The 23512-nt window shown below is 72.8% G+C and carries 22 protein-coding genes, 1 tRNA gene and 1 riboswitch; of the genes, 7 read left to right on the forward strand and 16 right to left on the reverse strand.

All coding sequences use genetic code 11. The features are described 5' to 3' along the window. Nucleotide 1: 1 nt before the first annotated feature. The gene (locus IF99_RS0103465) at nt 2-838 is read right to left on the reverse strand and encodes an NAD(P)H-binding protein (RefSeq protein WP_030994807.1); all 837 of its coding nucleotides are present in this window, start codon (nt 836-838) and stop codon (nt 2-4) included. 90 nt (nt 839-928) lie between these two features. On the opposite strand from IF99_RS0103465, the gene IF99_RS0103470 reads away from it, so the two are divergent. Together IF99_RS0103470 and IF99_RS33290 are read left to right on the forward strand one after the other, a co-directional pair. Continuing rightward, nucleotides 929-1897 carry an AraC family transcriptional regulator gene (locus IF99_RS0103470; RefSeq protein WP_030994808.1) on the forward strand — a complete coding sequence of 323 codons (969 nt, stop codon included), beginning with the start codon at nt 929-931 and terminating at the stop codon, nt 1895-1897. Between the two features lie 182 nt (nt 1898-2079). Next, entirely contained in the window at nt 2080-2643 is a 564-nt protein-coding gene (locus tag IF99_RS33290) for a hypothetical protein (protein WP_030994809.1), read from the forward strand. Between the two features lie 188 nt (nt 2644-2831). Here IF99_RS33290 and IF99_RS0103480 read toward each other — a convergent pair whose 3' ends face one another. Further along, nucleotides 2832-3251, reverse strand: a complete 420-nt coding sequence (locus IF99_RS0103480; protein WP_030994810.1) for a MarR family winged helix-turn-helix transcriptional regulator — start codon at nt 3249-3251, stop codon at nt 2832-2834. Nucleotides 3252-3355: 104 nt separating this feature from the next. Between IF99_RS0103480 and IF99_RS0103485 the strand changes: the two genes are divergently transcribed. Continuing rightward, nucleotides 3356-4270, forward strand: a complete 915-nt coding sequence (locus IF99_RS0103485) for an alpha/beta hydrolase (RefSeq protein ID WP_030994811.1) — start codon at nt 3356-3358, stop codon at nt 4268-4270. Between the two features lie 541 nt (nt 4271-4811). Here the strand turns inward: IF99_RS0103485 and IF99_RS0103490 are convergent. Beyond that, nucleotides 4812-4885: transfer RNA gene (locus tag IF99_RS0103490), tRNA-Pro, on the reverse strand. 146 nt (nt 4886-5031) lie between these two features. On the opposite strand from IF99_RS0103490, the gene IF99_RS0103495 reads away from it, so the two are divergent. Both IF99_RS0103495 and IF99_RS0103500 read left to right on the forward strand, forming a co-directional pair. Then, complete coding sequence (locus tag IF99_RS0103495; RefSeq protein ID WP_030994812.1) at nt 5032-5739, forward strand: transketolase; 708 nt, start codon at nt 5032-5034, stop codon at nt 5737-5739. 15 nt (nt 5740-5754) lie between these two features. Further along, nucleotides 5755-6660, forward strand: a complete 906-nt coding sequence (locus IF99_RS0103500) for a transketolase family protein (RefSeq protein WP_030994813.1) — start codon at nt 5755-5757, stop codon at nt 6658-6660. 382 nt (nt 6661-7042) lie between these two features. Here the strand turns inward: IF99_RS0103500 and IF99_RS0103505 are convergent, their stop codons facing one another. From IF99_RS0103505 to IF99_RS0103530, 6 genes are all read right to left on the reverse strand, one after another. After that, nucleotides 7043-7996: an alpha/beta fold hydrolase gene (locus IF99_RS0103505; protein WP_030994814.1), complete on the reverse strand. Its 954-nt coding sequence runs from the start codon at nt 7994-7996 to the stop codon at nt 7043-7045. Between the two features lie 61 nt (nt 7997-8057). Beyond that, nucleotides 8058-8573 (reverse strand): GAF domain-containing protein, encoded by a 516-nt coding sequence (locus tag IF99_RS0103510; RefSeq protein ID WP_030994815.1) that lies wholly within the window; start codon nt 8571-8573, stop codon nt 8058-8060. Further along, complete coding sequence (locus IF99_RS0103515; protein WP_030994816.1) at nt 8570-9184, reverse strand: GTP-binding protein; 615 nt, start codon at nt 9182-9184, stop codon at nt 8570-8572. Before IF99_RS0103515 ends, IF99_RS0103510 begins: the two co-directional genes overlap by 4 nt. Then, entirely contained in the window at nt 9162-9560 is a 399-nt protein-coding gene (locus IF99_RS0103520; protein ID WP_030994817.1) for a DUF742 domain-containing protein, read from the reverse strand. The genes IF99_RS0103515 and IF99_RS0103520 overlap by 23 nt, the downstream gene beginning before the upstream one ends. Before the next feature lie 8 nt (nt 9561-9568). After that, the gene (locus tag IF99_RS0103525; protein WP_007819787.1) at nt 9569-10000 is read right to left on the reverse strand and encodes a roadblock/LC7 domain-containing protein; all 432 of its coding nucleotides are present in this window, start codon (nt 9998-10000) and stop codon (nt 9569-9571) included. 76 nt (nt 10001-10076) lie between these two features. After that, nucleotides 10077-12311, reverse strand: coding sequence for an ATP-binding protein (locus tag IF99_RS0103530; protein ID WP_030994818.1), 2235 nt, complete (start codon nt 12309-12311; stop codon nt 10077-10079). A 716-nt stretch (nt 12312-13027) separates the two neighbouring features. Between IF99_RS0103530 and IF99_RS0103535 the strand changes: the two genes are divergently transcribed. Next, nucleotides 13028-14473 carry a glyceraldehyde-3-phosphate dehydrogenase gene (locus IF99_RS0103535; RefSeq protein ID WP_030994819.1) on the forward strand — a complete coding sequence of 482 codons (1446 nt, stop codon included), beginning with the start codon at nt 13028-13030 and terminating at the stop codon, nt 14471-14473. A gap of 199 nt (nt 14474-14672) precedes the next feature. On the opposite strand, the gene IF99_RS0103540 is transcribed toward IF99_RS0103535, so the two are convergent. From IF99_RS0103540 to IF99_RS0103550, 3 genes are all read right to left on the reverse strand, one after another. Continuing rightward, nucleotides 14673-15872 (reverse strand): MBL fold metallo-hydrolase, encoded by a 1200-nt coding sequence (locus IF99_RS0103540; RefSeq protein WP_030994820.1) that lies wholly within the window; start codon nt 15870-15872, stop codon nt 14673-14675. Between the two features lie 149 nt (nt 15873-16021). Then, on the reverse strand, nt 16022-16834 hold the full coding sequence (locus IF99_RS0103545; RefSeq protein WP_030994821.1) for an SGNH/GDSL hydrolase family protein: 813 nt from the start codon (nt 16832-16834) through the stop codon (nt 16022-16024). A 193-nt stretch (nt 16835-17027) separates the two neighbouring features. Beyond that, nucleotides 17028-17756 carry a M23 family metallopeptidase gene (locus IF99_RS0103550; RefSeq protein ID WP_030994822.1) on the reverse strand — a complete coding sequence of 243 codons (729 nt, stop codon included), beginning with the start codon at nt 17754-17756 and terminating at the stop codon, nt 17028-17030. 2 nt (nt 17757-17758) lie between these two features. After that, a riboswitch (cyclic di-AMP (ydaO/yuaA leader) is annotated at nt 17759-17936 on the reverse strand. Between the two features lie 357 nt (nt 17937-18293). Here IF99_RS0103550 and IF99_RS0103555 point away from each other — a divergent pair. Then, nucleotides 18294-19130 carry a tyrosine-protein phosphatase gene (locus IF99_RS0103555; RefSeq protein ID WP_030994823.1) on the forward strand — a complete coding sequence of 279 codons (837 nt, stop codon included), beginning with the start codon at nt 18294-18296 and terminating at the stop codon, nt 19128-19130. A 64-nt stretch (nt 19131-19194) separates the two neighbouring features. Here IF99_RS0103555 and IF99_RS0103560 read toward each other — a convergent pair whose 3' ends face one another. The 4 genes from IF99_RS0103560 to dxs form a co-directional block, all read right to left on the reverse strand. After that, nucleotides 19195-19455, reverse strand: a complete 261-nt coding sequence (locus IF99_RS0103560; protein WP_030994824.1) for a DUF6126 family protein — start codon at nt 19453-19455, stop codon at nt 19195-19197. Beyond that, entirely contained in the window at nt 19455-20069 is a 615-nt protein-coding gene (locus tag IF99_RS0103565; protein ID WP_030994825.1) for a helix-turn-helix domain-containing protein, read from the reverse strand. The genes IF99_RS0103560 and IF99_RS0103565 overlap by 1 nt, the downstream gene beginning before the upstream one ends. A gap of 66 nt (nt 20070-20135) precedes the next feature. Beyond that, nucleotides 20136-21566 (reverse strand): aspartate aminotransferase family protein, encoded by a 1431-nt coding sequence (locus IF99_RS0103570; RefSeq protein WP_030994826.1) that lies wholly within the window; start codon nt 21564-21566, stop codon nt 20136-20138. Continuing rightward, complete coding sequence (gene dxs / locus IF99_RS0103575) at nt 21563-23452, reverse strand: 1-deoxy-D-xylulose-5-phosphate synthase (protein WP_030994827.1); 1890 nt, start codon at nt 23450-23452, stop codon at nt 21563-21565. The genes IF99_RS0103570 and dxs overlap by 4 nt, the downstream gene beginning before the upstream one ends. Between the last annotated feature and the right edge of the window lie 60 nt (nt 23453-23512).

The following is a 23512-nucleotide window of genomic DNA, read 5'->3' on the forward strand; positions in this document are numbered from 1 at the left end:
CTCAGCGCTGCCAGGCTTTCGCCGCCGTGGCCCGCAGGACGAAGTCCTCGAAGGTCCGTGGGGCGCGTCCGAGCACGGTGGCGACGTCGTTCGTCGTCCAGGCGGTCACTCCTCGTTCGAGGAGGAGGAACATCTCGGTGAGGTCCTGGGCCTCGTCCTGGCTCCAGCCCTCCTGGACCAGCGTCGCGGTGTGCTCGGCCGGGGAGACGCGCCGGTAGGCGATGGGCAGGCCGGACGCCCGGGAGATCAGCTCGACCGCTTCCGCCCAGGTCAGCGCGCGTGGCCCGGTCAGCTCGTAGACCCGGCCCGCGTGCCGGCCGGGCTCGGACAGCACCGTGGCCGCCACGTCGGCGACGTCCTCCAGGTCGATGAACGGCTCCGGGACGGCACCTGCCGGAAGCGCCAGCTCGCCCGCGGCCAGCGGCGCGCGGAAGGGGTGGCCGTCGAAGTTCTGGTCGAAGTTGGAGGGGCGCAGGATGGTCCACTCCAGCGTCGAGCCGCGTACGGCGTCCTCGGCCGAGCGCATGTCCCGCCCGAACGCGGAGTCGCCCCAGTCGTCGGCTCCGTGAGCGGAGAGCAGGACCAGGCGCCGCACCCCAGCGGCCTCGGCCCGCGTCACGAAGTCGTGCACCGGGCCGGGCACGGACGGGGGCACGACGTAGGCGGTGGTGACTTCCCGCAGGACCTGGTCCCAGCCGGCGGGGTGGAACCAGTCGAACGGGGTCGGGCTGGTACGGGAGGCGGTGCGTACGGGCGTCTCGCGCAGCCGCAACCGGGCGGCCACCCGTCGGCCGGTGTTGCCCGTCGCGCCAAGGACAAGAGTGATGTCGTCGTTCATGTCAGCGAGTCAACGGCACACGGCCGGACGATTCCATGGGTGATAAGCCAGACCACCTGGGTGATCGTCTGGATCGTTTAGGCTGGGCGAGTGGATGCTTTCGGCGATCTCCTGCGCGGCGTGCGGGCCCAGGGCTCGTTGTTCGGCAGTTCGACCCTGACCCCGCCCTGGTCGCTCCACTTCGTGGACGGCGCGCCGCTGACCTTGTGCACCGTCCTGCGCGGAGGCGGCTGGATCGTGCCCGAGCGCCGCCCTCCCGAACGTCTGGACATCGGCGAGACAGTGATCGTGCGAGGCCCCGCACCCTTCCTCTTCGTCGACGAGGTGGGCACGGGAGCCGAACCCGTCGCGTGCGGCGCGTTCTGCTCGACGCCCGAGCAGGGCGGGACACGCCACCGGCTCGGCTGGCACGACGCCGGCAACGGCGGGGAGGACGCGACGACCCTGGTCGTCGGTGCCTATCCGGTGCGCGGCGAGATCAGCCGCAGGCTGCTCGACGCGCTGCCCGTCGTGCTGCGGGTGGGCTCCAGCGGCGAGCCCGATCCGGTGTGGGAGCACCTCGCCGCCGAGGTGGCCGCCGACACGCCGGGCCAGCAGGTGGTCCTCGACCGGCTGCTGGACTGGATGCTGGTGTGCGCGCTGCGCGAGTACTTCGACCGGCCCGGTGGCACTCCGCCCGGCTGGTACTCCGCCGGGCGCGACCCCGTGGTGGGCGGCGCGCTGCGCCTGCTGCACGCGGAACCGGCGGCGCCGTGGACGGTCGCCTCACTGGCCTGCCGGACCGGGGTGTCGCGCGCCACCCTGGCCAAGCGGTTCACCGAACTGGTCGGCGAACCGCCCCTGACCTACCTCACCCACTGGCGCATGACACTCGCGGCCGACCTGCTGACCGAGCGCGAGACGATGACCGTCGCGGAGATCGCCCGCACAGTGGGCTACTCCGACGCGTTCGCCTTCAGCGCGGCGTTCAAACGGACCCGCGGCACCAGCCCCAGTACCTATCGGCGCACCGCGACAACCCCGGCCCCACAACCGGTCGGCACCGGCACACTCCCCTGAAAAGCCCCCTGCCCATCGGCGAGCGGACCATCAGCAGCGACCCCGCCGGGTCGTGCTGGTCGACCCGGACCGTTCGTGTCTCCGGGTCGTAGCCGTACGTCGGTCGTGGGCGGGCTTCGGCATCGGCCCTCGTTCGCGTTGCTGTAGTGGTCGGCCCACCGCAAGGCCTGCGGTGCGACCGGATGCTCAACGACCGGGTCCGCCGGTGCCACGCCGGGCCGCCGGTCCTGAGGAAGATCAAGGAAGCGTCCGGGAACGTCAGCCTGGAGACGATGCTCACCGAGATCGACAGGCTGCTGGCGGTCCGCGTGATCGGGCTGCCTGCGGACCTGTTCGCGGGCGTCGCGCCGAAGGTGGTGGCCGGGTGGCGGGCACGGGCCGCGGTGGAGTCGCCCTCCCACCTGCGCACGCACCCGCTGCCGTTGCGGGTGACGCTGCTGGCCGCGCTGCTGCACGAGTGGGAGCGGGAGAGCACGGACACGCTGGCGGAGCTGCTGATCTCCACGGTGCACCGGATCGGGGCGCGGGCGGAGAAGAAGGTCACCGAGCAGTTGGTCAACGCGTTCGAGAAGGTGTCGGGCAAGGAGAACATCCTCTTCAAGCTCGCCGAGGCGTCGATCGGCGAGCCGGAGGGCACGGTCCGGAAGGTCGTCTACCCGGCGGTGTCCGGCCGGGAGCGGACATCCGTGTCTGGCGCTTCAACGGCCACGAAGGCGGCGCGGCCTTCCAGATCGCCGAACATCTGACGTGGCTGGGCGAACGGTCCGCGCGCGAAGAAGCACCCTCATCCCGGGCAGACACCGCCGCGAGCTGAACGGCCTGAGGCATCCACGCGGTCGCACCCCGATGGTGCGGCCGGGCAGCGGTGCGTGCCGCGAGGCCGTCCTCGATGGCGTACCGGGCCTTGGAGGACGCGTCACTCGCGTATAAGGGCTCACGCCGCCGACGAGGCGAGCATGGTTTCGAGGATGCGTTGCAGTTCCACGCGATCCTGGGGGGTGACCCTCGCCAGCCTGCGGTCGTACTCCTCCGCGAGGGCCGCAAGTGCTCGATCGCGGGCTTTCGTGCCCTCGGGGGTCAGCACGAGCCGGTGACGCCGCAAGTCCTTCTCGTCGATCTCGCGGCGGACAAAGCCCTTGGCGACGAGGTTGCGCACGTAGACCGTGACGCTCGCCTTGGGCAGCAGCAGCGCGGTGGCGATCTCGGCCGGATACGGCGATGCCTCGACCTGGGCCAGGACGAAGAACTCCTTCGTCTCCAACCCCAGCTTCGTCAGCTCCCCCGTGCAGGCATCCATCACGACGCCCAGCAGCCGCTGGTTGAGCGTCCACAGCTGCGCCCCGTCGACCGACATGCGAGCCCACCTCCAGGTGGTACAGTTTCGTATTAGTTCTAGAATGTACAAGTTACTTCTTTGTACTTAGCTTCTACGGAACGACTCTCTCACGAAGGAAGCGCATGCTTCAGCACCTCTCGATCCCGCGCGGTCCCCTCACCCTCGCCACAGACCTTCACCTGCCCGACAACGCCGACAGCGGTGCACCGCTGCCCGCCGTGGTGGTCTCCACCCCGGGCAGCAGCGTGAAGGAGCAGATCGGCGCCAATTACGCCTCCCGCCTAGCCGCCCACGGCATCGCCGCGCTCGTCCCCGACCCCGCCCATCAGGGCCAGAGCGAAGGCGAGCCCCGTGATCTCGAAGACCCCTACCGCCGAGGTGAGGACATCTCCTACGCCATCGACGCGCTCACCACGTCCCCCGGCATCGACCCGGAACGCATCGGCGTCCTCGGCATCTGCGCCGGTGGGGGCTACGCCGTGCACACCGCCCGCACCGACCATCGCATCAAAGCGGTCGGCACGGTCGTCCCCGGCGACATCGGCGCCGCCTTCCGCGGCTTCACCCCCGACGGTCCGGTCGCGGCACTCGACGCCCTCGCGGACGCACGGACCGAAGAGGTCCGCTCCGGTGAGCTGACCCGCGTGAAGTGGCTGCCCGACAGCCTTGAGGAAGCCTCGGCAGCGGGCCTGACCGACATCGACACCACTCAGGCCATCACCTACTACCGCACCGAGCGCGGCGGACACGAACACTCCACGAACCGGCGCCTCTCGCGCAGCGACTCCCTCCTGCTGGGCTACGACGCGTTCCACCTGGCCGATCGGCTCATGACCCAGCCACTGCAGGTCATCCTCGCCGGACGTATCGGTAACACCGGCTCCTACGAGACCGGCATGCGGTTGTGGAAGCTGGCCCCCAACCCCGTCGACCTCATGGTGATCGACGGCGCCGGCCACTACGAGATGTACGACGAACCCAAGTACGTCGACGCCGCCGTCGAACGACTCGCCAGCTTCTACGCCAACAGCCTGTAAGGCATCCGCCTTTGGGAATCTCCGGGCCGGGGCACGCGGAAGCCCCTTCAAAGAGGGGCAGGCGAGGAGGCGCCACGCTGGTCGTGCTGTACCCATCGCCGAGGAGATCCGCCTCTTCGTCACCCAGCGCCGGGAGTGGCGCGAGATCCGACCCCGGCACCCGCCTCTTCACCGGCGTCCTGCACGACGCCATCCACTCGGTCCCGGTCGCCATCACACTCGGCCACGAGCACCTGCGCCACCACGGCCTCCGGCACACCGGACTCCCCGGGTTCCGCGAGATCGGAACCCCATCCACCCACATCCTGCGCCGCAGCCCGGCCACGCCGCACACACCACTCAGCGCTCCCCGCACCCCGGTACTCACGAAAGCACCGGCACCGGAGCCGCACACTGCGCCCGCCGCACCGCCGTACGCCCCGCCACCACCCCGCCGAAGCACCGGCCACAGGAGCCTGGCCCCACCGGTCCAGCGGAAACGCCTCAGGGCCGGTACCGGATCTCTCCGGTACCGGCCCTGAAAAAAGCCGACTGCCTCCAGTCGGGACGACAGGATTTGAACCTGCGACCCCTTGACCCCCAGTCAAGTGCGCTACCAAGCTGCGCCACGTCCCGATGCGCGAGTGACCTGGGCTTTCGGGTGGAAGGCCCGGGCCGGACGCGCACAGAAAGCGTACCGCATTCCGGGCCGTGGTCGTGCCAGGTTTCCGGGGCGGGCGAGCGTTGACCTCAAGTCTGGTTGAGGTTTTATCGTCGTCCGCATGACGATCTTCACGCCGGCGCAGGCCGGTTCCCAGGGGTACGCGGAGCTGCCGGGGCTCATGTCACGGCTGACCGGGGACGAGAAGCACGGGCCCGCGGCGACCTCGACGCTGGACGTGCTGTGGGTGCTCTACGACCGGGTGCTGCGCGTGACGCCGGAGACGGCCGACGAACCGGGGCGGGACCGGTTCCTGCTGTCGAAGGGGCACGGGCCCATGGCGTACTACGCGGTGCTCGCCGCGAAGGGCTTCGTGCCGGTCGAGTGGCTCGACGACTTCGGTGGCTTCGACTCGCCGCTCGGTTTCCACCCGGACCGCACGCTCGTGCCCGGGGCCGAGATCGGCAGCGGTTCGCTCGGGCACGGGCTGCCGCTCGGGGTCGGTGTCACGCTCGGCCTCAAGGCGCGCGGGCTGGGCGACGCCGCCGTGTGGGTGCTCGTCGGGGACGCCGAACTCGACGAGGGCTCGAACGAGGAGGCCATCGCCTTCGCGGGGGCGGCGGGGCTCGACCGGCTGCACACCGTCGTGATCGACAACGCGTCTGCCCGCTGGGGCCGGGACGGGGCCCTCTCCGCGCGGTTCGCGGTCGGCGGCTGGGCGGTCGAGGACGTCGACGGCCGTGATCACGAGGCGCTGTACGAAGCTTTCACGGCCCCGCACGCGGGCCGCCCGCTCGCCGTCGTCGCCCACGTCGAAGCCAAGAACTGAACGAGGAGCACCACCGTGGAATCCATGCGCGACCGTTTCGGCAGCACCATGACCACTCTGCTCGACGAGGACGAACGCCTCGCCGTCGTCCTCGCCGTGATCAGCGGCGACCGCTTCACCGACGCGGCGGAGCGCCACCCGGACCGGGTCATCGACCTCGGCATCCGCGAACAGCTGCTCGTGAGCGCGGGGGGCGGGCTCGCGCTCGCCGGGATGCGGCCCGTCCTGCACACCTTCGCGAGCTTCCTCGTCGAGCGGCCCTTCGAGCAGGTCAAGCTCGACTTCGGGCACCAGGGCGTCGGTGGCGTCCTGGTCAGCTCAGGAGCCTCCTACGACATCTCCTCGGGCGGCTTCACGCACATGTCGCCGGGGGACGTGGCGCTCATCGACACGCTCGACGGGTGGACCGTGCACGTGCCCGGTCACCCCGACGAGGCCGAGACGCTGCTGCGCCACGCCGTGAGGGGCGAGGACCGGGTCTACGTACGGCTCTCGGAGCAGACGAACAAGGCGGCGCGGCCCATCGACGGGAGCACCCCGCTCGTACTGCGGGAGGGGCGCGCGGGCGTCGTCCTCGCGGTGGGGCCGCTGCTCGACGCGGTGCTCGCCGCGACCGAGGGCCTCGACGTCACCGTCCTCTACGCGACGACGGTGCGGCCCTTCGGCGGCGCGGCACTGCGCGCCGCCGTGGACGCCGCCGGTACGGCGGACGTCGTCCTCGTCGAGCCGTACCTCGCGGGGACCTCGACGGCGGCCGTCGCCGAAGCGCTCGTCGACAGGCCGCACCGCGTCCTGGGCCTCGGCGTCGGCCGCGCCGAGCTGCGCCGCTACGGCTCTCCGGCGGAGCACGTCGCCGCGCACGGCCTCGACGCGGCGGGGCTGCGCGAGCGGATCGGGGGCTTCCTCGGAACGGGCGGCTGAGGCTCGTACCGCCCCGTACCACCCCGCCCGCCCGTACGGACGCCGGTCCCCGCGTTCGTCCCGGCCCACTCCCGCTCCCGCTCAGGCCGTCGCCCGCCTCCGCAGCTCGTCCCGCGTGGGCAGCGCGCCGCCGCTAGAAGTCGCGGGTCCACGGGCCCGCGTCCGGACTCACCCGTCCGCGGGCCCTTCCCGGCCCGGCCGCCACCGCGTCTTCCGGTCCGCTCCTCCGCCGCTTCCCTCCAGCCGCCATGACCGCTCGCCCCTCCGTACCCGCGCGCGGCCGGGATGCCGCCGCCCGGGATCATGCCACCGTGCGGGCGGAGGCGTCGGCGCGTTCACGGCGCGGGTGCCGACGGGGTGGCGGAGGGCCGGGGGGGCCGCCTCAGAGCGTGTGCGCGTCCAGCCAGGCCGTCAGGTCCTCGTACACCTTGCGCCGGTCGGGTTCCGTCTCGTTGAGGATCTCGTGCCGCGCTCCCTCGTAGCCCGTCCAGGTGAGGTCGCTGACGCCGTGGTAGCGGTAGTCGTCGAGGAGTTCGTTGACGAGGGTCATCCGCTGGTTGCAGGGGTCGAGGGTGCCCGCGGCGAGGTGGACGGGCAGGTCGCGGGGCATCCGGGCCAGGCGGGATGGGTCGTTGACGCGGTAGGCGGCGCGCACCCAGTCGTACGCGAGCCCCGCCGAGAAGGGGAAGCCGCAGCGCTCGTCGGCGACGTAGGCGTCGACCTCGGCCTCATCGCGCGAGAGCCACTCGAAGCCGGTCCGGTGCGCGAAGCCGTTGTTGAAGGAGGCGAAGAGGCGGGGCACGAAGTCGCTGACGAATGCGCGCCCGTGCGCGGTGATCTCCTCCTCCAGGCGGGCGGTGCTCGCCTCGTACTCGGCGCCGGGTAGGGAGCGGAAGACGCCCGTGAGGATGAGGCCCGCGAGGTCGTCGGGGTACTCCTGGGCGTACTCGCGGGCGAGCATCGAGCCGAGGCTGTGGCCCAGCATCAGGACGGGCACCTCGGGGTAGAGGGCGCGGGCCTGGTCGCCGACGGCCTTGAGGTCGGCGAGGATCGCGAGCCAGCCGTCCGCGTCGGGGCCCTCGTCCGTGCCGGTGACGCCGAAGCCGCCGGTCGAGGGGGCGGTGGCGCCGTGGCCCCGGTGGTCGGAGGCGAGGACGCCGTAGCCGCGCGCGGTGAGGTGGGCGGCGAAGCGCTCGTAGCGGCGGGCGTGTTCGGCGGCGCCGTGGACGAGCTGGAGGAAGGCGCGGGGCCTGCGGCCCTCCGGCGGCAGCCAGGTGTACGTGGCGACGGCCGCGCCGTCGCCGCTCTGGAGCACGCCGGGCGTGGGTGCGGTCATGGTGGTGCTGCTCCTTCGCGTGGGGGCTTCCTGGCAGGTCCCCTCCCCCGCGGCGGGCCGCTCATGCCCCGGCGGGGCCGCGCACGAGCGGAGCGACCTCGGCGGCGAGGGTCTTCACGAGGGCGAGCGCCTCGCGGCCCCAGTCGCGCGGTTCGCGCGCGGCGGCCCACAGCGTGCCGAGGACGAAGCCGTCGTGGTCGGTGAGCGGCGCGCCGAGGTAGGCGCGGACGCCGGAGAGGTCGACGGCCTCGTTGGGCGAGAAGCGCGGGTAGTCGCGTACGTCGTCGAGGACGAGGGCCCGGCGGCGGACGACGACGTACGGGGAGAAGCCGTGGGCGCGTTCGACGCGGCGGGCGGCGGCGGGGACGCCCCGGGGGTGGAGTCCGGCGAGGTACTGATGGTCGGTGTGCACGAAGTTGACCCCGGCGAAGGGGGCTCCCGCGCCCGCGGCGAGGCGGGCCGCGTGGGCGTCGAGGGCGGGCACGGGTGCGGCGCCGAGACCGAGGGCGGCGAGGCGGCGCTCGCGTTCGGGGGCTTCGGGGTCGTCGGGGAGCAACAGGAGGCGGCCTGTGTTCATGCGCTGGCCCGGTCGCCCGGAGCGGAGGCGGGTGCCGGGGCGGGGCGTGCCGCCGTCAGCAGGTGCTTGACGAGGGTCAGCAGGGTCTGGATGCCCGAGCTGGAGATGCGGGCGTCGCAGTGCACGACGGGGACCTTCGGCGGCAGGCACAGCGCGGCGCGCACCTCCTCGGCCTCGTAGCGGTGCGCGCCGTCGAACTCGTTGATCGCGACGACGAAGCCGAGTCCGCGCTCCTCGAAGAAGTCGACAGCCGCGAAGCAGTCGGCGAGGCGGCGCGTGTCGGCGAGGATCACCGCGCCGAGCGCGCCCTCGGAGAGTTCGTCCCACATGAACCAGAAGCGTTCCTGGCCCGGCGTGCCGAAGAGGTAGAGGACGTGGTCGCGGTCGAGGGTGATGCGGCCGAAGTCCATCGCGACCGTGGTGGTCGTCTTGCGTTCGACTCCTTCGAGGCTGTCGGTCCCGGCGCTGGCGCTGGTGAGCAGTTCCTCGGTGCTCAGCGGGGCGATCTCGCTCACCGCGCCGACGAAGGTCGTCTTGCCCACTCCGAAACCACCGGCGACCAGGATCTTCAAGGCGGTGGGGAAGGTCTCAGAGCCGTCGTCGTAGTCCATCGAGCAATGCCTCCAGTAGGGACCGGTCCGTGGGGTGGGGGGAAGTGTCCGGCTGTTTGCTGACGAGGGAGCCGCAGTCCACGAGGTCGGAGAGCAGCACCTTGGTGACGACGACGGGCAGCCGCAGCCGCCCGGCGAGTTCGGCGACGGAGGCCGGTACGGAGCACAGGCCGAGCACCTCGCTGTGCTCGGGCCCGAGGTGCGCGGGGGCCGGGGTGCCGGTCGCGCGCACCTGCGAGAGCAGGCCGAAGGCGGTACGGGGCGTGGTGCGCCCTCCGCTGACGGTGTAGGGACGGACGAGGCGCCCGGCCTCGCTGTCGTACCAGGCCCTGCCCTCCTTGCGGCGGCGTCGGCCGCCCGCTGGCTGAAGTGTCACGGGGCGGCTCAGCTCGTCCTGGCCACGCGCGCGGGGCGCCGGGCGGGGGTGACGAGGAAGGGACGCACGCTCTTCACCAGCATGGCCATCTCGTAGCCGAGGACGCCCGGGTCCGCCTCGGGCCCGGCGAGGACGGCGAGGCAAGTGCCGGAGCCGGCGGCGGAGACGAAGAGCAGCGCGGTGGACAGCTCGATGACGACCTGGCGGACCTCGCCGCCGTCCGCGAAGCGGACGCCCGCGCCGCGCGCGAGGGAGTGGATGCCGGAGGCGAGCGCCGCGAGGTGGTCGGCGCTGTCCTTGTCGAGCCCGTGCACGGACTTGACGAGTCCGTCCGCGGAGAGGAGTACGGCGCTGCGGCTGTGCGCGACGCGCTGCACGAGGCCGCTGAGCAGCCAGTCGAGGTCGGACACGCTGCCCGCTCCGGGGGCTTCGCTCGCCATGGGGGTGTCGCTCCTTGCGTACGGGTACGGGCGGTGGGGCCGTGCGGCCCTGGGGGCGCCTTCCGGCGGGGGCGGCTCAGTCGGCCCGCGCGGGGGGCTCGGCGGGGGCGGGTTCGGCGAACTCCTCGCCGTCCTCGTACGGAGGGGCCCCTTCGGCCGTCGAGAGCGCGCGGTCGTACCCCTGCCGGAAGGCGGCCATGAGATCGGGCGTGTGCAAGGTGTCGTCCCCGCCCGTCGTTTCCGCGCGTTCCTCCGCGAACTCCGTGTTCCCTCTGCGCAGTTGCGGGACCATGTGGGTCTGCGCCTCGCGCTTGGGCAGTCCGGGCGCGGGGCCCTGGGGGTCGTTGACCGGGCTGCCGTCGCGGCGGGTGAGCGCGAGGATCGCGCCCGCGTCCGCGAACGAGACGCGGGGCGCGCCCGGCTGGGTGCCGGGACGGGCCTCTGCCGGGGTGGCACGGGGCCCGCCGCTCGCGCCGCGCCTGGGGAGCGGGGCGGTGGGGCGGGGGGCCTTCGGGGCAGGGGGCTCCTCGGCGGAGGTGGCTGGTGCGGGCGGCTCGGGGGTGGGCGCGCTCGGGGAGTTCCCGGGGACGCGTGGGTGCGGGGTGCGACGCGAGGGGAGCGCGTCGAGCGCGCCCCGGACGGGGAGCGGAGGCGGCCCCGCCGCGGCGGGGGCGTCAGGGGTACGAGACCCGGTTGCCGGAGCGTCGGGGGCGGAGGGTGCGGCGGGTGTCTCGCGCGAGGCGGGCGCGTCCGGTGTCCCGCCCGGCGCGGACTCCGGCTCGCCCGGTGGGGGCGCCGGGTCCGTGGCGCCCGGCGGAGGCGTCGGATCCCCAGCCGTCGGCAGCGGCGTCTCGCCCGTACGGGACGGGTCCTCCTCCGTGACCGGGGCGGCCTCCGCCGGAACCGAACCGGTCTCCGCCGGGGGCGGTGCACCCTCTCCGTCCGGGGCCGCCCGCCTCACCGTCGCGTCGTCCTCCCCCTCGTCGGCGGCTTCCTCGTCGACGACTTCCGCCTCGACGGGCTCTGCCCCGAGGAGTTCTGCCCCGGGGGCTCCCGCCGCGACGGGTTCCGCCTCCGCCGTCCTGCCGCTCGCGACGACCGCCGCCGGGGTGGCGGGTTCCTCGCCCAGGAGGGCGGCGGGCAGGACGACGACGGCCTGGACTCCCCCGTAGATGTTGCTCTGGAGGCGGACGACGATGCCGTGGCGTCGGGCGAGCGTGGCGACGACGTAGAGGCCGATGCGGCCGTCCTGGAGGAGTCCGGCAAGGTTCACCTGGTCGGGGTCGGCGAGGACGGTGTTCATCCGGTGGCGCTCGGCCGGGTCGAGGCCGAGGCCGCGGTCCTCGATCTCGACGGCGAGCCCGGCGGCGACCCGGCCCGCGCGGAGCAGGACGGGGGTGTGCGGCGCGGAGAAGAGCGTCGCGTTCTCGACGAGTTCGGCGATGAGGTGGACGATGTCGGCGACGTTCTGGCCATGCACCGCGCCGTCCACGGGCGGGACCAGGCGGACACGCGGGTACTGCTCGACCTCGGCCACCGCCGAGCGCAGTACCTGCTGGAGCGGGATGGGCGTGCTCCACTGGCGGCGCGAGACGGAGCCGCCGAGCACGGCGAGGTTCTCGGCGTGCCTGCGGGTGCGGGTCGCGAGGTGGTCGATGTGGAAGAGGCCCTTGAGCAGCGCGGGGTCCTCGGTGCAGCTCTCCAGTTCGTCGAGCACCTGGATCTGCCGGTGCACGAGGGACTGGAGGCGCCGCGAGAGGTTGACGAAGACCTCGACCTTCTGTTCGTGGCCCGCGTGGCTGGAGAGCTGCGAGGCGCGCACGACGGAGGCCATGGCGACGTCGTGGAAGCGGTGGAGTTCGTCGGCGAGCAGGTCGAGTCCGTCGCCGCCGCGGTCGGGGCGCGACGGCACCTCGCGCACCGGGGGCACTTCGCCGCGCCGCAAGCGGTCGACGAGACCGCGCAGTTCGGTCTGCCTGCGGGCGCTCGTGGTGCGCAGCGCGCCGACCCGGTCGAGCACGGTGCGGCTCGCGCGGCGCGCGGCGAGCACGGCGCCGCACAGCGCGGCGAACGCGACGCCCGCCGACAGTCCGACGCCGAGTTGCACGGCGGCCCCGAGATCGTCCTCGGCGCCGAGGAGCAGCAGTACCGCGGCGAGGCCGCTGAGCGCGACGGCGAGCGCGGGCAGGACCGCGGTGCGCAGCAGCAGTGTCCGTATGTGCGACTCGGGCAGCAGGCCGCCCGGTCTGCCGTGACGGGCCCCGCCGTCTCGGCGGTCCGCTCGCCCGGCGGAGGCGCGGAGGTGTGTCATCGACGTCCTCGGTACGGGGGATTACGTGCTGCGGGCACGGATCTCGCGCCACTCCCGGCGCTGGTGCGGCGGGGGGCGACGGCAGCCCACGGTAGTGACCAACTGAACAACGGATGGGGCCCGTTGACAAACCAGTACGGCCGAGGTCCCGCTTCAGCGGGAGGTGACGAACAGGCGTACGGGCAGCCTCGCGAACACCCGTACCCGCGCGACTCTCCCTTCGCACGCGCGTACGGGAACACACGTGCGCCCTCGCACACCGGAAGCCCCCACGCCGCCCCGTAACCTCGGGCCGCCGACGACAGGCGGGAAAGCGGACCCCGTACCGCGCCGAGTCGCGCGGTCCGTCCGGCACACGGGGAGATCGCCGCGCACCGGGCGGGCGCACGGTCGGACGGCGGCGATGACGCGCGACCGGACGACGACGGCGACGTGCGGTCGGCGGCGCTCTCGTCTCCGCGAGGACGCGGAACGCCGAGCCGCACCTCGGCCCGAACACGGCGTCCGCCCTCAGCGAGCCACCCCCGCCCCGCACCCGCCGCGCCGCAACTCCCCTACTCGCCCCGGCCGCACACCCCTTACCCGCCTACCGTTCCGGCCGCACTTCCCGCGCCCCCGCACCGTCCCGAACTGGTCGTACATCACACCCGCGCCCGACAGAGGGCTACACCCATCGGGTTAACATATGAGCGCCACCTAGCTCGAAAGATGGATCTGTGACTGTCAACGAGGACTCGTTCACCAATTGGAAGACCCGCGAGGAGATCGCGGAATCGATGATCCCCGTCATCGGCAGGCTTCAGCGGCAACGGGACGTCACCGTGCTGCTGCACAGCCGCTCGCTGGTGAACAAGTCGGTGGTCGGGATTCTCAAGACCCACCGTTTCGCCCGGCAGATCGCGGGCGAGGAGCTGTCGGTCACCGAGACGATGCCGTTCCTCCAGGCGCTCACGACGCTCGACCTCGGTCCCTCGCAGATCGACATCGGCATGCTCGCCGCGACGTACAAGAGCGACGAGCAGGGCCTGAGCGTCGCCGAGTTCACCGCCCGGGCCGTCGAGGGCGCGACCGGCGAGCGGAAGATCGAGCGCGGCGCCCCGCGCGATGTCGTCCTCTACGGCTTCGGGCGGATCGGGCGGCTCCTGGCCCGGCTGCTCATCGAGAAGGCCGGCTCGGGCAACGGCCTGCGGCTGCGGGCCGTCGTGGTCCGCAAGGCCGCGGGCCAGGATCTCGTCAAGCGCGCCTCGCTCCTGCGCCGCGACTCGGTGCACGGCCAGTTCCAGGGCACCATCATCGTCGACGAGGAGAACGACACCCTCGTCGCCAACGGCAACGCGATCCGGTTCATCTACTCCGACGACCCGGCGACCGTCGACTACACCGCGTACGGCATCAACGACGCGATCCTCGTCGACAACACGGGCCGCTGGCGCGACCGCGCGGGCCTCTCGCAGCACCTGCGCCCGGGTATCGCGAAGGTCGTCCTCACCGCGCCCGGGAAGGGCGACGTGCCGAACATCGTGCACGGCGTGAACCACGAGACGATCAAGCCGGACGAGCGGATCATCTCCTGCGCCTCCTGCACGACGAACGCGATCGTGCCGCCGCTCAAGGCGATGGCGGACGAGTTCGGCGTCGAGCGCGGACACGTCGAGACGGTGCACTCCTTCACCAACGACCAGAATCTGCTGGACAATTACCACAAGTCGGACCGCCGGGGGCGCTCCGCGCCGCTCAACATGGTCCTCACGGAGACGGGCGCCGCCTCGGCCGTCGCGAAGGCCCTGCCCGACCTCAAGGCGAAGATCAGCGGCAGCTCGATCCGCGTCCCCGTCCCCGACGTGTCGATCGCGATCCTGAACCTCCAGCTGAGCCGCGGGACGAACCGCGAAGAGGTCCTCGCCCACCTGCGCGAGGTCTCCCTCACCTCGCCGCTGCGCCGCCAGATCGACTTCACCACCTCCGCCGACGCCGTCTCCAGCGACTTCGTCGGCTCGCGCCACGCCTCGATCGTCGACGCCGGGGCGACCAAGGTCGACGGCGACAACGCGATCCTCTACCTCTGGTACGACAACGAGTTCGGCTACTCGTGCCAGGTGGTACGCGTCGTCCAGCACGTCTCGGGCGTCGAGTACCCGACCTTCCCGGCACCGCTCGGCTGAGCGTCCGTCCGAAGGGGCCGTCGGTGGGATCTTCCACCGGCGGCCCCTTCGGGCGTACGGGTACGGGCGGGCCCTCCCCCGCTGCGGACAGAGCCGGGCACACCCGCTCCCCGCCCTGCCGGACACCCCGTCCGCTACCGGGCGGTCCGGTGCCGCGTGCGGGCGAGGGACTAGGCGACGGTGCGGGAGTGGCGCGCGTTCACCGGTCGGCGGCGAGACCGAGGGCCGGGTCCGGGGTCGGCTCGCCACCCGGGTCGGGGGCGGGACCGGCGGCCGTGCCGGGCTCCCAGTGCCGCTCCAGCGGCAGCGAGACCGCGCGCCACCACGGCTCCTCCGGCAGCTCGCCGGTGGGCTCGAAGGGCTGGCCCGGGCGTGGGAAGGCGATGCGGGAGCCGGAGGCGTCGCCGAGGTCCTTCGTCCACTCGGCGGGCTCGGCCCACGGGTGCGGGGCGAGGTTGAAGGTGCCCCAGTGGATCGGCAGGAGGACGCCGCCACCGAGGTCCCCGTGGGCGCGCAGCGCCTCGGCGGGGGTCATGTGGATGTCGGGCCAGTACTCGCTGTAGGCGCCGAGCTGGATCATGGTGACGTCGAAGGGGCCGTGCTCGCGGCCGATCTCGGCGAAGCCGGGGAAGTACCCGGTGTCCCCGCTGTGGAAGACGCGGTGCTCGGGCCCCGCCACGACCCAGGAGGCCCACAGCGTGTGCTGCGTGTTGCGCAGGCCGCGCCCGCAGAAGTGACGGGCGGGCGTCGCGGTCAGCCGCACCCCCGCCAGCTCCGTCGACTCGTGCCAGTCCAGCTCCCGGACGAGCGCGTCGGGCACTCCCCAGCGCTCCAGGTGGGCGCCGATGCCGAGCGGGACGACGAAGGTGGTGCCGCTGGCCGCGAGCGCGCGGATCGAGGGCATGTCGAGGTGGTCGTAGTGGTCGTGCGAGATGACCACGGCGTCGACGCGGTCGAGCGCGGTGAGCGGGAACGGGACGGGGTGCAGGCGCTTGGGCCCGGCGAAGGAGAAGGGGGAGCAGCGCTCGCCCCACACCGGGTCGAAGAGGATGCGGGCGCCGTCGATCTCGGTGAGCACCGAGGAGTGCCCGGTCCAGGTGACGCGCAGGCCGTCGCGCGGGGGGCGCGCGAGGTCGGCGAGGGTCGTGGGGTGCACGGGGAGGACTCCGGAGGGGGCGCGCCGGGCGCGGTCCTCGGAGCGGAAGTAGGTGCGCAGGAGTTCCTTGCGGTCCGGCGTGGGGGCGCCGCCCGTCGTCTCGCCCGTGGGGCCCTCGGGGTTGGTGAAGACGCCCTTGGCCGGGTCGAAGTGCGGGGAGCGGCGGATGCGGGCCATGCGGGCGCCGCTCGGGTCGGCCCCGAAGGCCGGCGGAGAGGGAAGGCGGCGGCGGGTGGGGGGCACGGTGTCTCCTCGGGTACGGAAGTTCCGGGGCGGTACGTGTCAATATTCGGCCGGTCCGTCGGCTCGGCGCCCGCCGGGGTGGGCCTTGCGGGGGCTCCGCCCCCAGGCCCCCGCCCCTCAAACGCCACGGCGCCCGGAATTGGTTCCCTCTACAGGGGCATGAGGTCGGGGCGCTTCGCGTGGACGTGGTCGCCCGAGGACTCGCCGCGCAGGCGGCGGCCGATCCAGGGGACGAGGTACGCACGGGCCCAGGCGATGTCGTCGCGGCGCTCCACGAAGGTGCCGCGCGGGCGCAGCGGAGGCCAGGGCTGCTCGGGGTCGGCGGGGACGTCGAGGCCGAGGAGCTGGGCGGCGCGCAGGGCGACGCGGGTGTGGCCCTCGGGGCCGAGGTGGAGACGGTCGCTGTCCCAGGCGCGGCGGTCGCGGACCGAGCGCAGGGCCCACAGGTCCAGGACGAGGCAGCCGTGGCGGTCGGCGACGGCGCGTACGTGTGCGTTGTACGTGGCGATCTTGCCGCGCAGGTGGCGCAGGACCGGCGTGTCCCGCGTGTCGAAGCCGGTCGCGATCATGACGGTGCCGGCGGCGGCCGAGAGCGTCTCGACGGCCTTCTCGAAGCGTTCGGCGAGGTCGTCCGGGTCGGTGCCGGGGCGCAGCACGTCGTTGCCGCCGGCGACGAAGGAGACGAGGTCGGGGGCGAGCGCCGCCGCGCGGGGGACCTGCTCCTCGGCGATCTGGTCGAGGAGCTTGCCGCGTACGGCGAGGTTGGCGTAGCGGAAGGCGGAGCGCTCGGGGAGGCGGTCGGCGAGCTGGACGGCGAGGCGGTCGGCCCAGCCGGTGAAGAGCCCGCCGGGACCGGGGTCACCGACGCCTTCGGTGAAGCTGTCGCCCACGGCCACGTACGACGTCACGGTGCCCTCGGGGCGGAGGGCCTTGCTGCTGGGAATCCTCGCTTCTCGTGCCACCTCGGCATCCTTCACCCTTACGCCAGACTTACGCCACCGTAGGGAGGGGGTGACGCGAAGTGAGAAAGGCCACCGGTCAAGAAAGCCCCAACCACGGAATAAACGGGACCCCTTGGCGGTCCTGTCCCCCAACGGCCGGGACGGCCCGCCCCGTGGAGGGGGCGGGCCGTCACGACGCGCGGAGGTACGGCGCTCAGGCGGTGACGCCGTGCTGGGCGAGGAAGGTGATCGGGTTGACGTCGCTCCCGTAGTCGGGGCCCGTGCGGACCTCGAAGTGCAGGTGCGGGCCGGTCACGTTGCCGGTCGCGCCGGAGAGGGCGATCTGCTGGCCCTCGGCGACGGACTGGCCGGCCGAGACCTTGAACGCGGAGAGGTGGGCGTACTGGCTGTAGTGGCCGTCCGCGTGCTTGATGACGACCTGGTTGCCGTAGGCGCCGCCCCAGCCCGCGGCGACGACCGTGCCGGCGGCGATGGACTTGACGGGGGTGCCGGTGCCGACCGGGAAGTCGGCACCGGTGTGGCCGTGCGACCACAGGTTGCCGCTGCGGCCGTAGCCGCTGCCCTTGACGCCGTCGACGGGCGCGGTCCAGCCGGTGCCCGTGGGGGCCTTCTTGGCGGTGGGCGCCGGGGCCGCGGCCTTCTTCACGACGAGCTTCGCACCGGGCTTGATGATGCCCGGGTTGGCGCCGATGGTGCCCTTGTTCTGCTCGTAGAGCCTCTTCCAGCCGCCGGAGACCTTCTCCTTCTTGGCGATCTTGATGAGCGTGTCACCGGTCTTGACGGTGTACGTCGCGTCCTTCGCGGGGCTCGCGGCGTGGGCGCCGCCGAGGGCGGTGAGCGGGAGTGCCACGGCTGCGGCACCGGTGGTGCCGAGCAGCGCGAGGCGACGGGTGAACGAGCGGCGGTTGGCCGTGGCGGACATGCGGATTCCTTCTCCGTCGCCTGCGGGGTGAGCTGTCGGGTTCGGGCTGGAGCTGCCCGGCCACCGGCGCGGTGCGCGCGGCGACTTCACCCCGAGCCGTCCCGGAGGGACCGGGAACGGCGTGAAGCGTGTGGGTCCCCCGCTCCTGCCGGTACGGGTGTGAGTGAGCGTGAGAGTCCGGGGCGGCGGCAGGATTCGGCGTTCCGGCCGGACTGCTGGTGACCGTAAAGGCAACGCGACACGCCGGACAAGCAGCCCTTTTGCGTTGCGAATCACATTTGGTGATCCATTCCGCAGATTTCCGTCACTCTCCGTGGAAACCATCCGATCCGGACAGAACCGGACGTACGGCTTTTGCAGCGAAAACGGGCCACGCCGCCCCGGCCGCCCTTCCGGCACCGTCCGTCACCGCTATGACGCTGCTCACCTCGGGGTTCTCCCGTGCTCCGGTACCTTGCCCGGCCCCGCCGTCCGTGCCAGTCTCGGCCTCGCGCCCACGCCGGCGAGCCGCGCCGGCGGCCCACCGGAAGGAGTCCCGTGACGCAGCCGCCCCCGGGGACCGCGCCCGAGCCCGTCGTCGTCCCCCCGGCAGGACCGGATGAGCCCGCGCTGAGCGCCATCCGCAACTTCCGCGACGTGGGCGGGCTGCCCACGCGCGACGGCCGCCGCACCCGGACCGGCGTCCTCTTCCGCAGCGGCCACCTCGCGCACGCGACCGCGGCCGACGCCGCCTACCTCGCCGGCCTCGGCCTCCACTCGGTCTTCGACTTCCGCAACGCCGCCGACCGCGCCCTCGAAGGCCCCGACGTCGAACTGCCCGGCGTGCGCAATGTGCACCTGCCGCTCAACGACCCTGCGGAGGGCGCGGAGTTCTGGCGGATCGTGCGGGACGGGGAGGTGGAGCAGTTGCGGGCCGCGCTCGGCGAGGGGCGCGGCGCGGCCCGCATGGAGGCCAGTTACCGGCGGCTGATCAAGGAGCGCACCGCCGAACACGGGCGGCTGCTGCGGGCGCTCGCCGAGGACAGTGTGCCCGCGCTGCTGCACTGCGCGGCGGGCAAGGACCGGGCGGGCATCTCGGTCGCGCTCGTCCTGCTCGCCGTGGGCGTGGAGGAAGCGGCGATCGAGGAGGACTACCTCAAGTCGAACGCGCGCCACCGCCGCTACCGCGTCTCACGCGGCGGGGACGCGGCGCCGCCGACGGACCCCGAGATCGCCGGACTCCTCGACCCGCTCTTCGCCGCGCGGGCGAGTTATCTGCACGCCGCGCTGGAGACGATCGACTCGCACTGGGGCGGCAGGGACCGCTACTTCGGCGAGGTCCTGGGACTCGACGACGCGCTGCGCGAGCGGTTGCGGGAGCGGCTCGTGGAATAGGCGGCCGCGGGAGGGGGCGCGGGACGGGGGCGGCTCCGCCCGGGGGAGGTACCGCCCCTGACCGTCACTGGTTCTTGGCGCCCAGCACGAAGAGCAGGTAGAGGAAGGCCGCGACGCCGTGCGCGGCGACGACGTAGACGAAGACGCGGACCCACAGGCCGGTCGGGATCTTGTCCTCGACGAAGCGGCGGAGCGAGCCGTCCTCCGGCGAGGACTGCGGGTCCTGCGAGGACCGCTGGGCGTGCGAGGACAGCGGTTCCGCGGCCCTCGGCTCCTCCGTCGCGGCTCGTCCGGCGGGCTCGGACGGGTACTCGGGCTCGGGCATTACGCGCCTCCTGGGTGGACGTCGCCGAGGCAGAGCGCGCCGAGCGGGCTCTGCAAGAGCGTGTGGACGAAGAGCAGCACCGCGCCGTCCGGGTCCGCGGCGGCGATGCGGTGCGGGGTGAGCGAGTCGAAATGGGCGCTGTCGCCGGGTGCGAGCAGGTGCGCGCTGTCGCCCAGGCGCAGCCGCAGGCGTCCGGTCAGGACGTGCAGCCATTCCTCGCCCGGGTGCACGCGCACGATGTCGCCCTGGCTGCCGTAGGGGACCCGTACGCGCAGCGCCTGCATCGCGCGCCCCGAGCCTCCCGCCTGCCAGTACGTCCAGCCGCCCGCCTCGGTGGGTTCCATGGCGCCGGCGCGGACGACCGCGCCCGGTCCCGCGGGGGTCTCGCCGAGGAGTTCGGAGACCGTCGTACCGTAGGTACGGGCCAGGGCGAGCAGCATCGGCAGGCTCGGCTGCCTGCGGCCCGTCTCCAGCCGGGAGAGGTGGGCCGGGGAGAGACTCGCGGCGCGCGCGGCGGCCTCCAGCGTGAGCCCCGCGCGGCGGCGCAGTTCGCGCAGGTGCGGGGCGACGGTGACGGCGAGTTCTCCGGACGGGCCCTCGGGCTCGGTGCTCATGCCCCTATTCAGCCACCGCCGTGCCTCTCGGGCAAATTTCTTACCCGAGAGGCAAAAAGCAGGGATTCAGCGGTGGGCGACCGCCTGCTTCACGATGTTCTTCGCGAAGTCGCCCATGAGGCCGCCGTTGTGCGCGTCGTCCATGACGGCGGTGAAGGCGTCCACGAAGCGGTCCGCGTCCTTCTCGTCGATCACGAGCGGCGGGATGAGCTTGATGACTTCGAGGTGGTCCCCGGAGACCTGCGTGAGGATGCGGTGCTTCTGGAGCAGCGGCACCACGACCATCTGCGCGAAGAGCCCCTTGCGCGCGGCCTGGAGCATGGCCCAGCGGCTGCGCAGCTTGAGCGAGTCGGGGCGGCCGAACTCGATGCCGATCATGAGGCCGCGCCCGCGGATGTCGGCGAGCATCTCGTACGCGGGGATCAGCTCGCTCAGGCGTCCCTTGAGGTAGTCCCCCGTGCGGCGCGCGTGGGCGACGATGTTCTCGTCCTCCATGACGTGCAGCACGGCGAGCCCCGCGGCCATCGCCTGCGCGTTGGCGCCGAAGCTCGCCGAGTGGACGAGGACGCGGTCCATCGAGGAGTAGACCTTCTTGAAGATCCACTCCTTGCCGAGCGTCGCGCTCACGGGGACGTAGCCGCCCGAGAGCGACTTCGCGACGCACACGAGGTCCGGCTCTACGCCCTCCTCGTGCTGGTAGGCGTAGAAGTCGCCGGTGCGCCCGAGGCCGGTCTGCACCTCGTCGGCGATGAGCAGGGCCTTGTGCTTGCGCAGCAGGTCCTGCGCCGCCTTGAGGTAGCCGGGCGGGGTCTCGGTGACGCCCTTGCCCTGGATCGGCTCGACGATGAGCCCGGCCACGTCGCCCTTGCGCAGCTCCCGCTCCAGCGCGGAGAGGTCCCCCACAGGCAGGGCGGTGTCGGGCAGCAGCGGCGCGAAGCCGTCGCGGAAGCCCTTCTCGCCGTTCACGGAGAGGGAGCCCGTGGTGAGGCCGTGGAAGGCGTGGTCGTAGTAGAGGACGCGCTCGCGCCCGGTCGCGAAGCGCGCGAACTTGAGGGCCGTCTCGACGGCCTCGGTGCCGCTGTTGCCGAAGAAGACGCGGTCGAGGTGCGGACTGTGGGACAGCAGCTTCTCGGCGAGGAGACCGGGCAGCGGCTGGCAGTCGAAGCGCGTGAGGTCGGCGAGCTGGGCGTCGAGCACGTCGTGCAGCGCCTGGCGGACGACCGGGTGGTGGCGGCCGAGCCCCATGACGCCGAAGCCGGCGAGCATGTCGAGGTAGTCCTGCCCCTGGTCGTCCCAGAAGTGAGCGCCCTGGCCGCGCTCGTAGTACTTGTCGAAACCGATCGTGTGGAGCATGCGCGGCAACTGGTGGTTGAGGTGCTTGGTGTGCAGTGCGTAGCGCTCGCGGCCGCGCGCCGCGAGCAGGCCGTTGAGATCGAACCCCTTGCCCCGCGTGCCCTCGCCCCCGGGAGCCGCTGCGTCCGTCGTGCCGGTGGTCATCCTTGCGTCTTCTCCTTACGGGCCAGGTGGGCCCCGATGCGTCCGGCGATCTCCACCGGGGTGAGGCCGAGGTCGGCGAGCAGTTCCCCGCGCTTGGCGTGCGGCAGGAACTGCTCGGGGATGCCGAAGTGGCGTACGGGGACGTCCACATCGGCGTCGGCGAGGGCCACCGAGACGGCGGCGCCGACCCCGGCGGTACGGCTGTTGTCCTCGACGACCGCGACCACCCGGTGCCGCGCGGCGAGGGGGGCGAGGGCGGGGTCGAGGGGCTTGACCCAGCGCGGGTCCACGACGGTCGAGCGGATGCCGCGCTCGCGCAGGAGGCCGGCGGCGGCGAGGCACGTGGAGGCCATGACACCGACCGAGACGAAGAGGACGTCGGCCTCCTCCCCGGCGTCCTCGGCGAGCACGTCGAGGCCGCCCTCGCGGCGCAGCGCGGGCAGGTCCGCGCCCACCGTCTCCTTGGGGAAGCGCACGAGGGTCGGCGCGTCGTCCACGGCGACCGCCTCGCGCAGCTGCGCGCGCAGCTCGCCCGCGTCGCGGGGCGCCGCGATGCGCAGTCCGGGCACCACCTGGAGCACGGACATGTCCCACATGCCGTTGTGCGAGGCGCCGTCGGTCCCCGTGACGCCGGCCCGGTCCAGGACGAAGGTGACCCCGCACTGGTGCAGGGCGACGTCCATGAGGAGCTGGTCGAAGGCGCGGTTGAGGAAGGTCGCGTAGACGGCGACGACGGGGTGCAGTCCGCCGGTCGCGAGTCCGGCGGCCGAGACGGTCGCGTGCTGCTCGGCGATCCCGACGTCCCAGACGCGCTCGGGGAAGCGCGCAGCGAAGGGGGTGAGGCCCACGGGGTCGAGCATCGCGGCGGTGAGCGCGACGACGTCGTGCCGCTCCTCGGCGATCCGTACCAGCTCCTCGCCGAAGACCGCCGTCCAGGAGGGCCCGGCGGAGGGCGTGAGCGCCTCCGCGGTGAGCGGGTCGATCGCGCCCACCGTGTGGAAACGGTCCGCCTCGTGGGCGAGGGCGGGCTCGTAGCCGCGGCCCTTCTCGGTGATGACGTGCACGATGACGGGCCCGCCGAAGCGCTTGGCGCTGGCGAGGGCCGACTCCAGGGCCGCGATGTCGTGGCCGTCGACGGGGCCGACGTACTTCAGGCCGAGGTCCTCGAACATGCCCTGCGGGGCGAAGGCGTCCTTGAAGCCCTTCTTCGCGCCGTGCAGCGACTCGTAGAGCGGCTTGCCGACGACGGGGGTGCGGTCGAGCACTTCCTTGCCCCACGCGAGGACCTTCTCGTAGCCGTCGGTCGTGCGCAGCGCCGCGAGGTGGTGGGCGAGGCCGCCGATCGTCGGGGCGTACGAACGCTCGTTGTCGTTCACGACGAGGACGAGGGGGCGGTCCTTGGCGGCGGCGATGTTGTTGAGCGCCTCCCAGGCCATGCCGCCGGTGAGCGCCCCGTCGCCGGTGACGGCGACGACGTGGGTGTCCTCCCCGCGCAGGTCGCGCGCCTTGGCGAGGCCGTCGGCCCAGCCGAGCACGGTCGAGGCGTGGCTGTTCTCGATGACGTCGTGCGGGGATTCGGCGCGCGAGGGGTAGCCGGAGAGACCGCCCTTGGAGCGCAGCTTGGAGAAGTCCTGCCGGCCGGTGAGGAGTTTGTGCACGTACGCCTGGTGCCCCGTGTCCCACAGGACGCGGTCGTGCGGCGAGTCGAAGACCCGGTGCAGGGCGATGGTCAGCTCGACGACCCCGAGGTTGGGGCCCAGGTGGCCGCCGGTCCTGGAGACCGCCTGGATCAGGAACTCCCGGATCTCCGAGGCCAGTTCGGGCAGCCGGTCGCTGCCCAGGGCCTTGAGGTCGCGCGGCCCCCGGATGCTTTCGAGCAGTGTCACGTTCGGGCCCTCTCTCTTCGGACGTCCGGCCCGGTCGGGTCGGCGGGATGCGTGAGCGGG

The sequence above is a fragment of the Streptomyces sp. NRRL F-5630 genome (assembly GCF_000719475.1).
Classification (GTDB): domain Bacteria; phylum Actinomycetota; class Actinomycetes; order Streptomycetales; family Streptomycetaceae; genus Streptomyces.

Coding starts and splice junctions, on each gene's coding strand:
- IF99_RS0103465 (WP_030994807.1), bottom strand. CDS start 838: ATGAACGACGACATCACTCTTGTCCTTGGCGCGACGGGCAACACCGGC.
- IF99_RS33290 (WP_030994809.1), top strand. CDS start 2,080: ATGCTCAACGACCGGGTCCGCCGGTGCCACGCCGGGCCGCCGGTCCTG.
- IF99_RS0103480 (WP_030994810.1), bottom strand. CDS start 3,251: ATGTCGGTCGACGGGGCGCAGCTGTGGACGCTCAACCAGCGGCTGCTG.
- IF99_RS0103485 (WP_030994811.1), top strand. CDS start 3,356: ATGCTTCAGCACCTCTCGATCCCGCGCGGTCCCCTCACCCTCGCCACA.
- IF99_RS0103495 (WP_030994812.1), top strand. CDS start 5,032: ATGACGATCTTCACGCCGGCGCAGGCCGGTTCCCAGGGGTACGCGGAG.
- IF99_RS0103505 (WP_030994814.1), bottom strand. CDS start 7,996: ATGACCGCACCCACGCCCGGCGTGCTCCAGAGCGGCGACGGCGCGGCC.
- IF99_RS0103510 (WP_030994815.1), bottom strand. CDS start 8,573: ATGAACACAGGCCGCCTCCTGTTGCTCCCCGACGACCCCGAAGCCCCC.
- IF99_RS0103515 (WP_030994816.1), bottom strand. CDS start 9,184: ATGGACTACGACGACGGCTCTGAGACCTTCCCCACCGCCTTGAAGATC.
- IF99_RS0103525 (WP_007819787.1), bottom strand. CDS start 10,000: ATGGCGAGCGAAGCCCCCGGAGCGGGCAGCGTGTCCGACCTCGACTGG.
- IF99_RS0103530 (WP_030994818.1), bottom strand. CDS start 12,311: ATGACACACCTCCGCGCCTCCGCCGGGCGAGCGGACCGCCGAGACGGC.
- IF99_RS0103550 (WP_030994822.1), bottom strand. CDS start 17,756: ATGTCCGCCACGGCCAACCGCCGCTCGTTCACCCGTCGCCTCGCGCTG.
- IF99_RS0103560 (WP_030994824.1), bottom strand. CDS start 19,455: ATGCCCGAGCCCGAGTACCCGTCCGAGCCCGCCGGACGAGCCGCGACG.
- IF99_RS0103565 (WP_030994825.1), bottom strand. CDS start 20,069: ATGAGCACCGAGCCCGAGGGCCCGTCCGGAGAACTCGCCGTCACCGTC.
- IF99_RS0103570 (WP_030994826.1), bottom strand. CDS start 21,566: ATGACCACCGGCACGACGGACGCAGCGGCTCCCGGGGGCGAGGGCACG.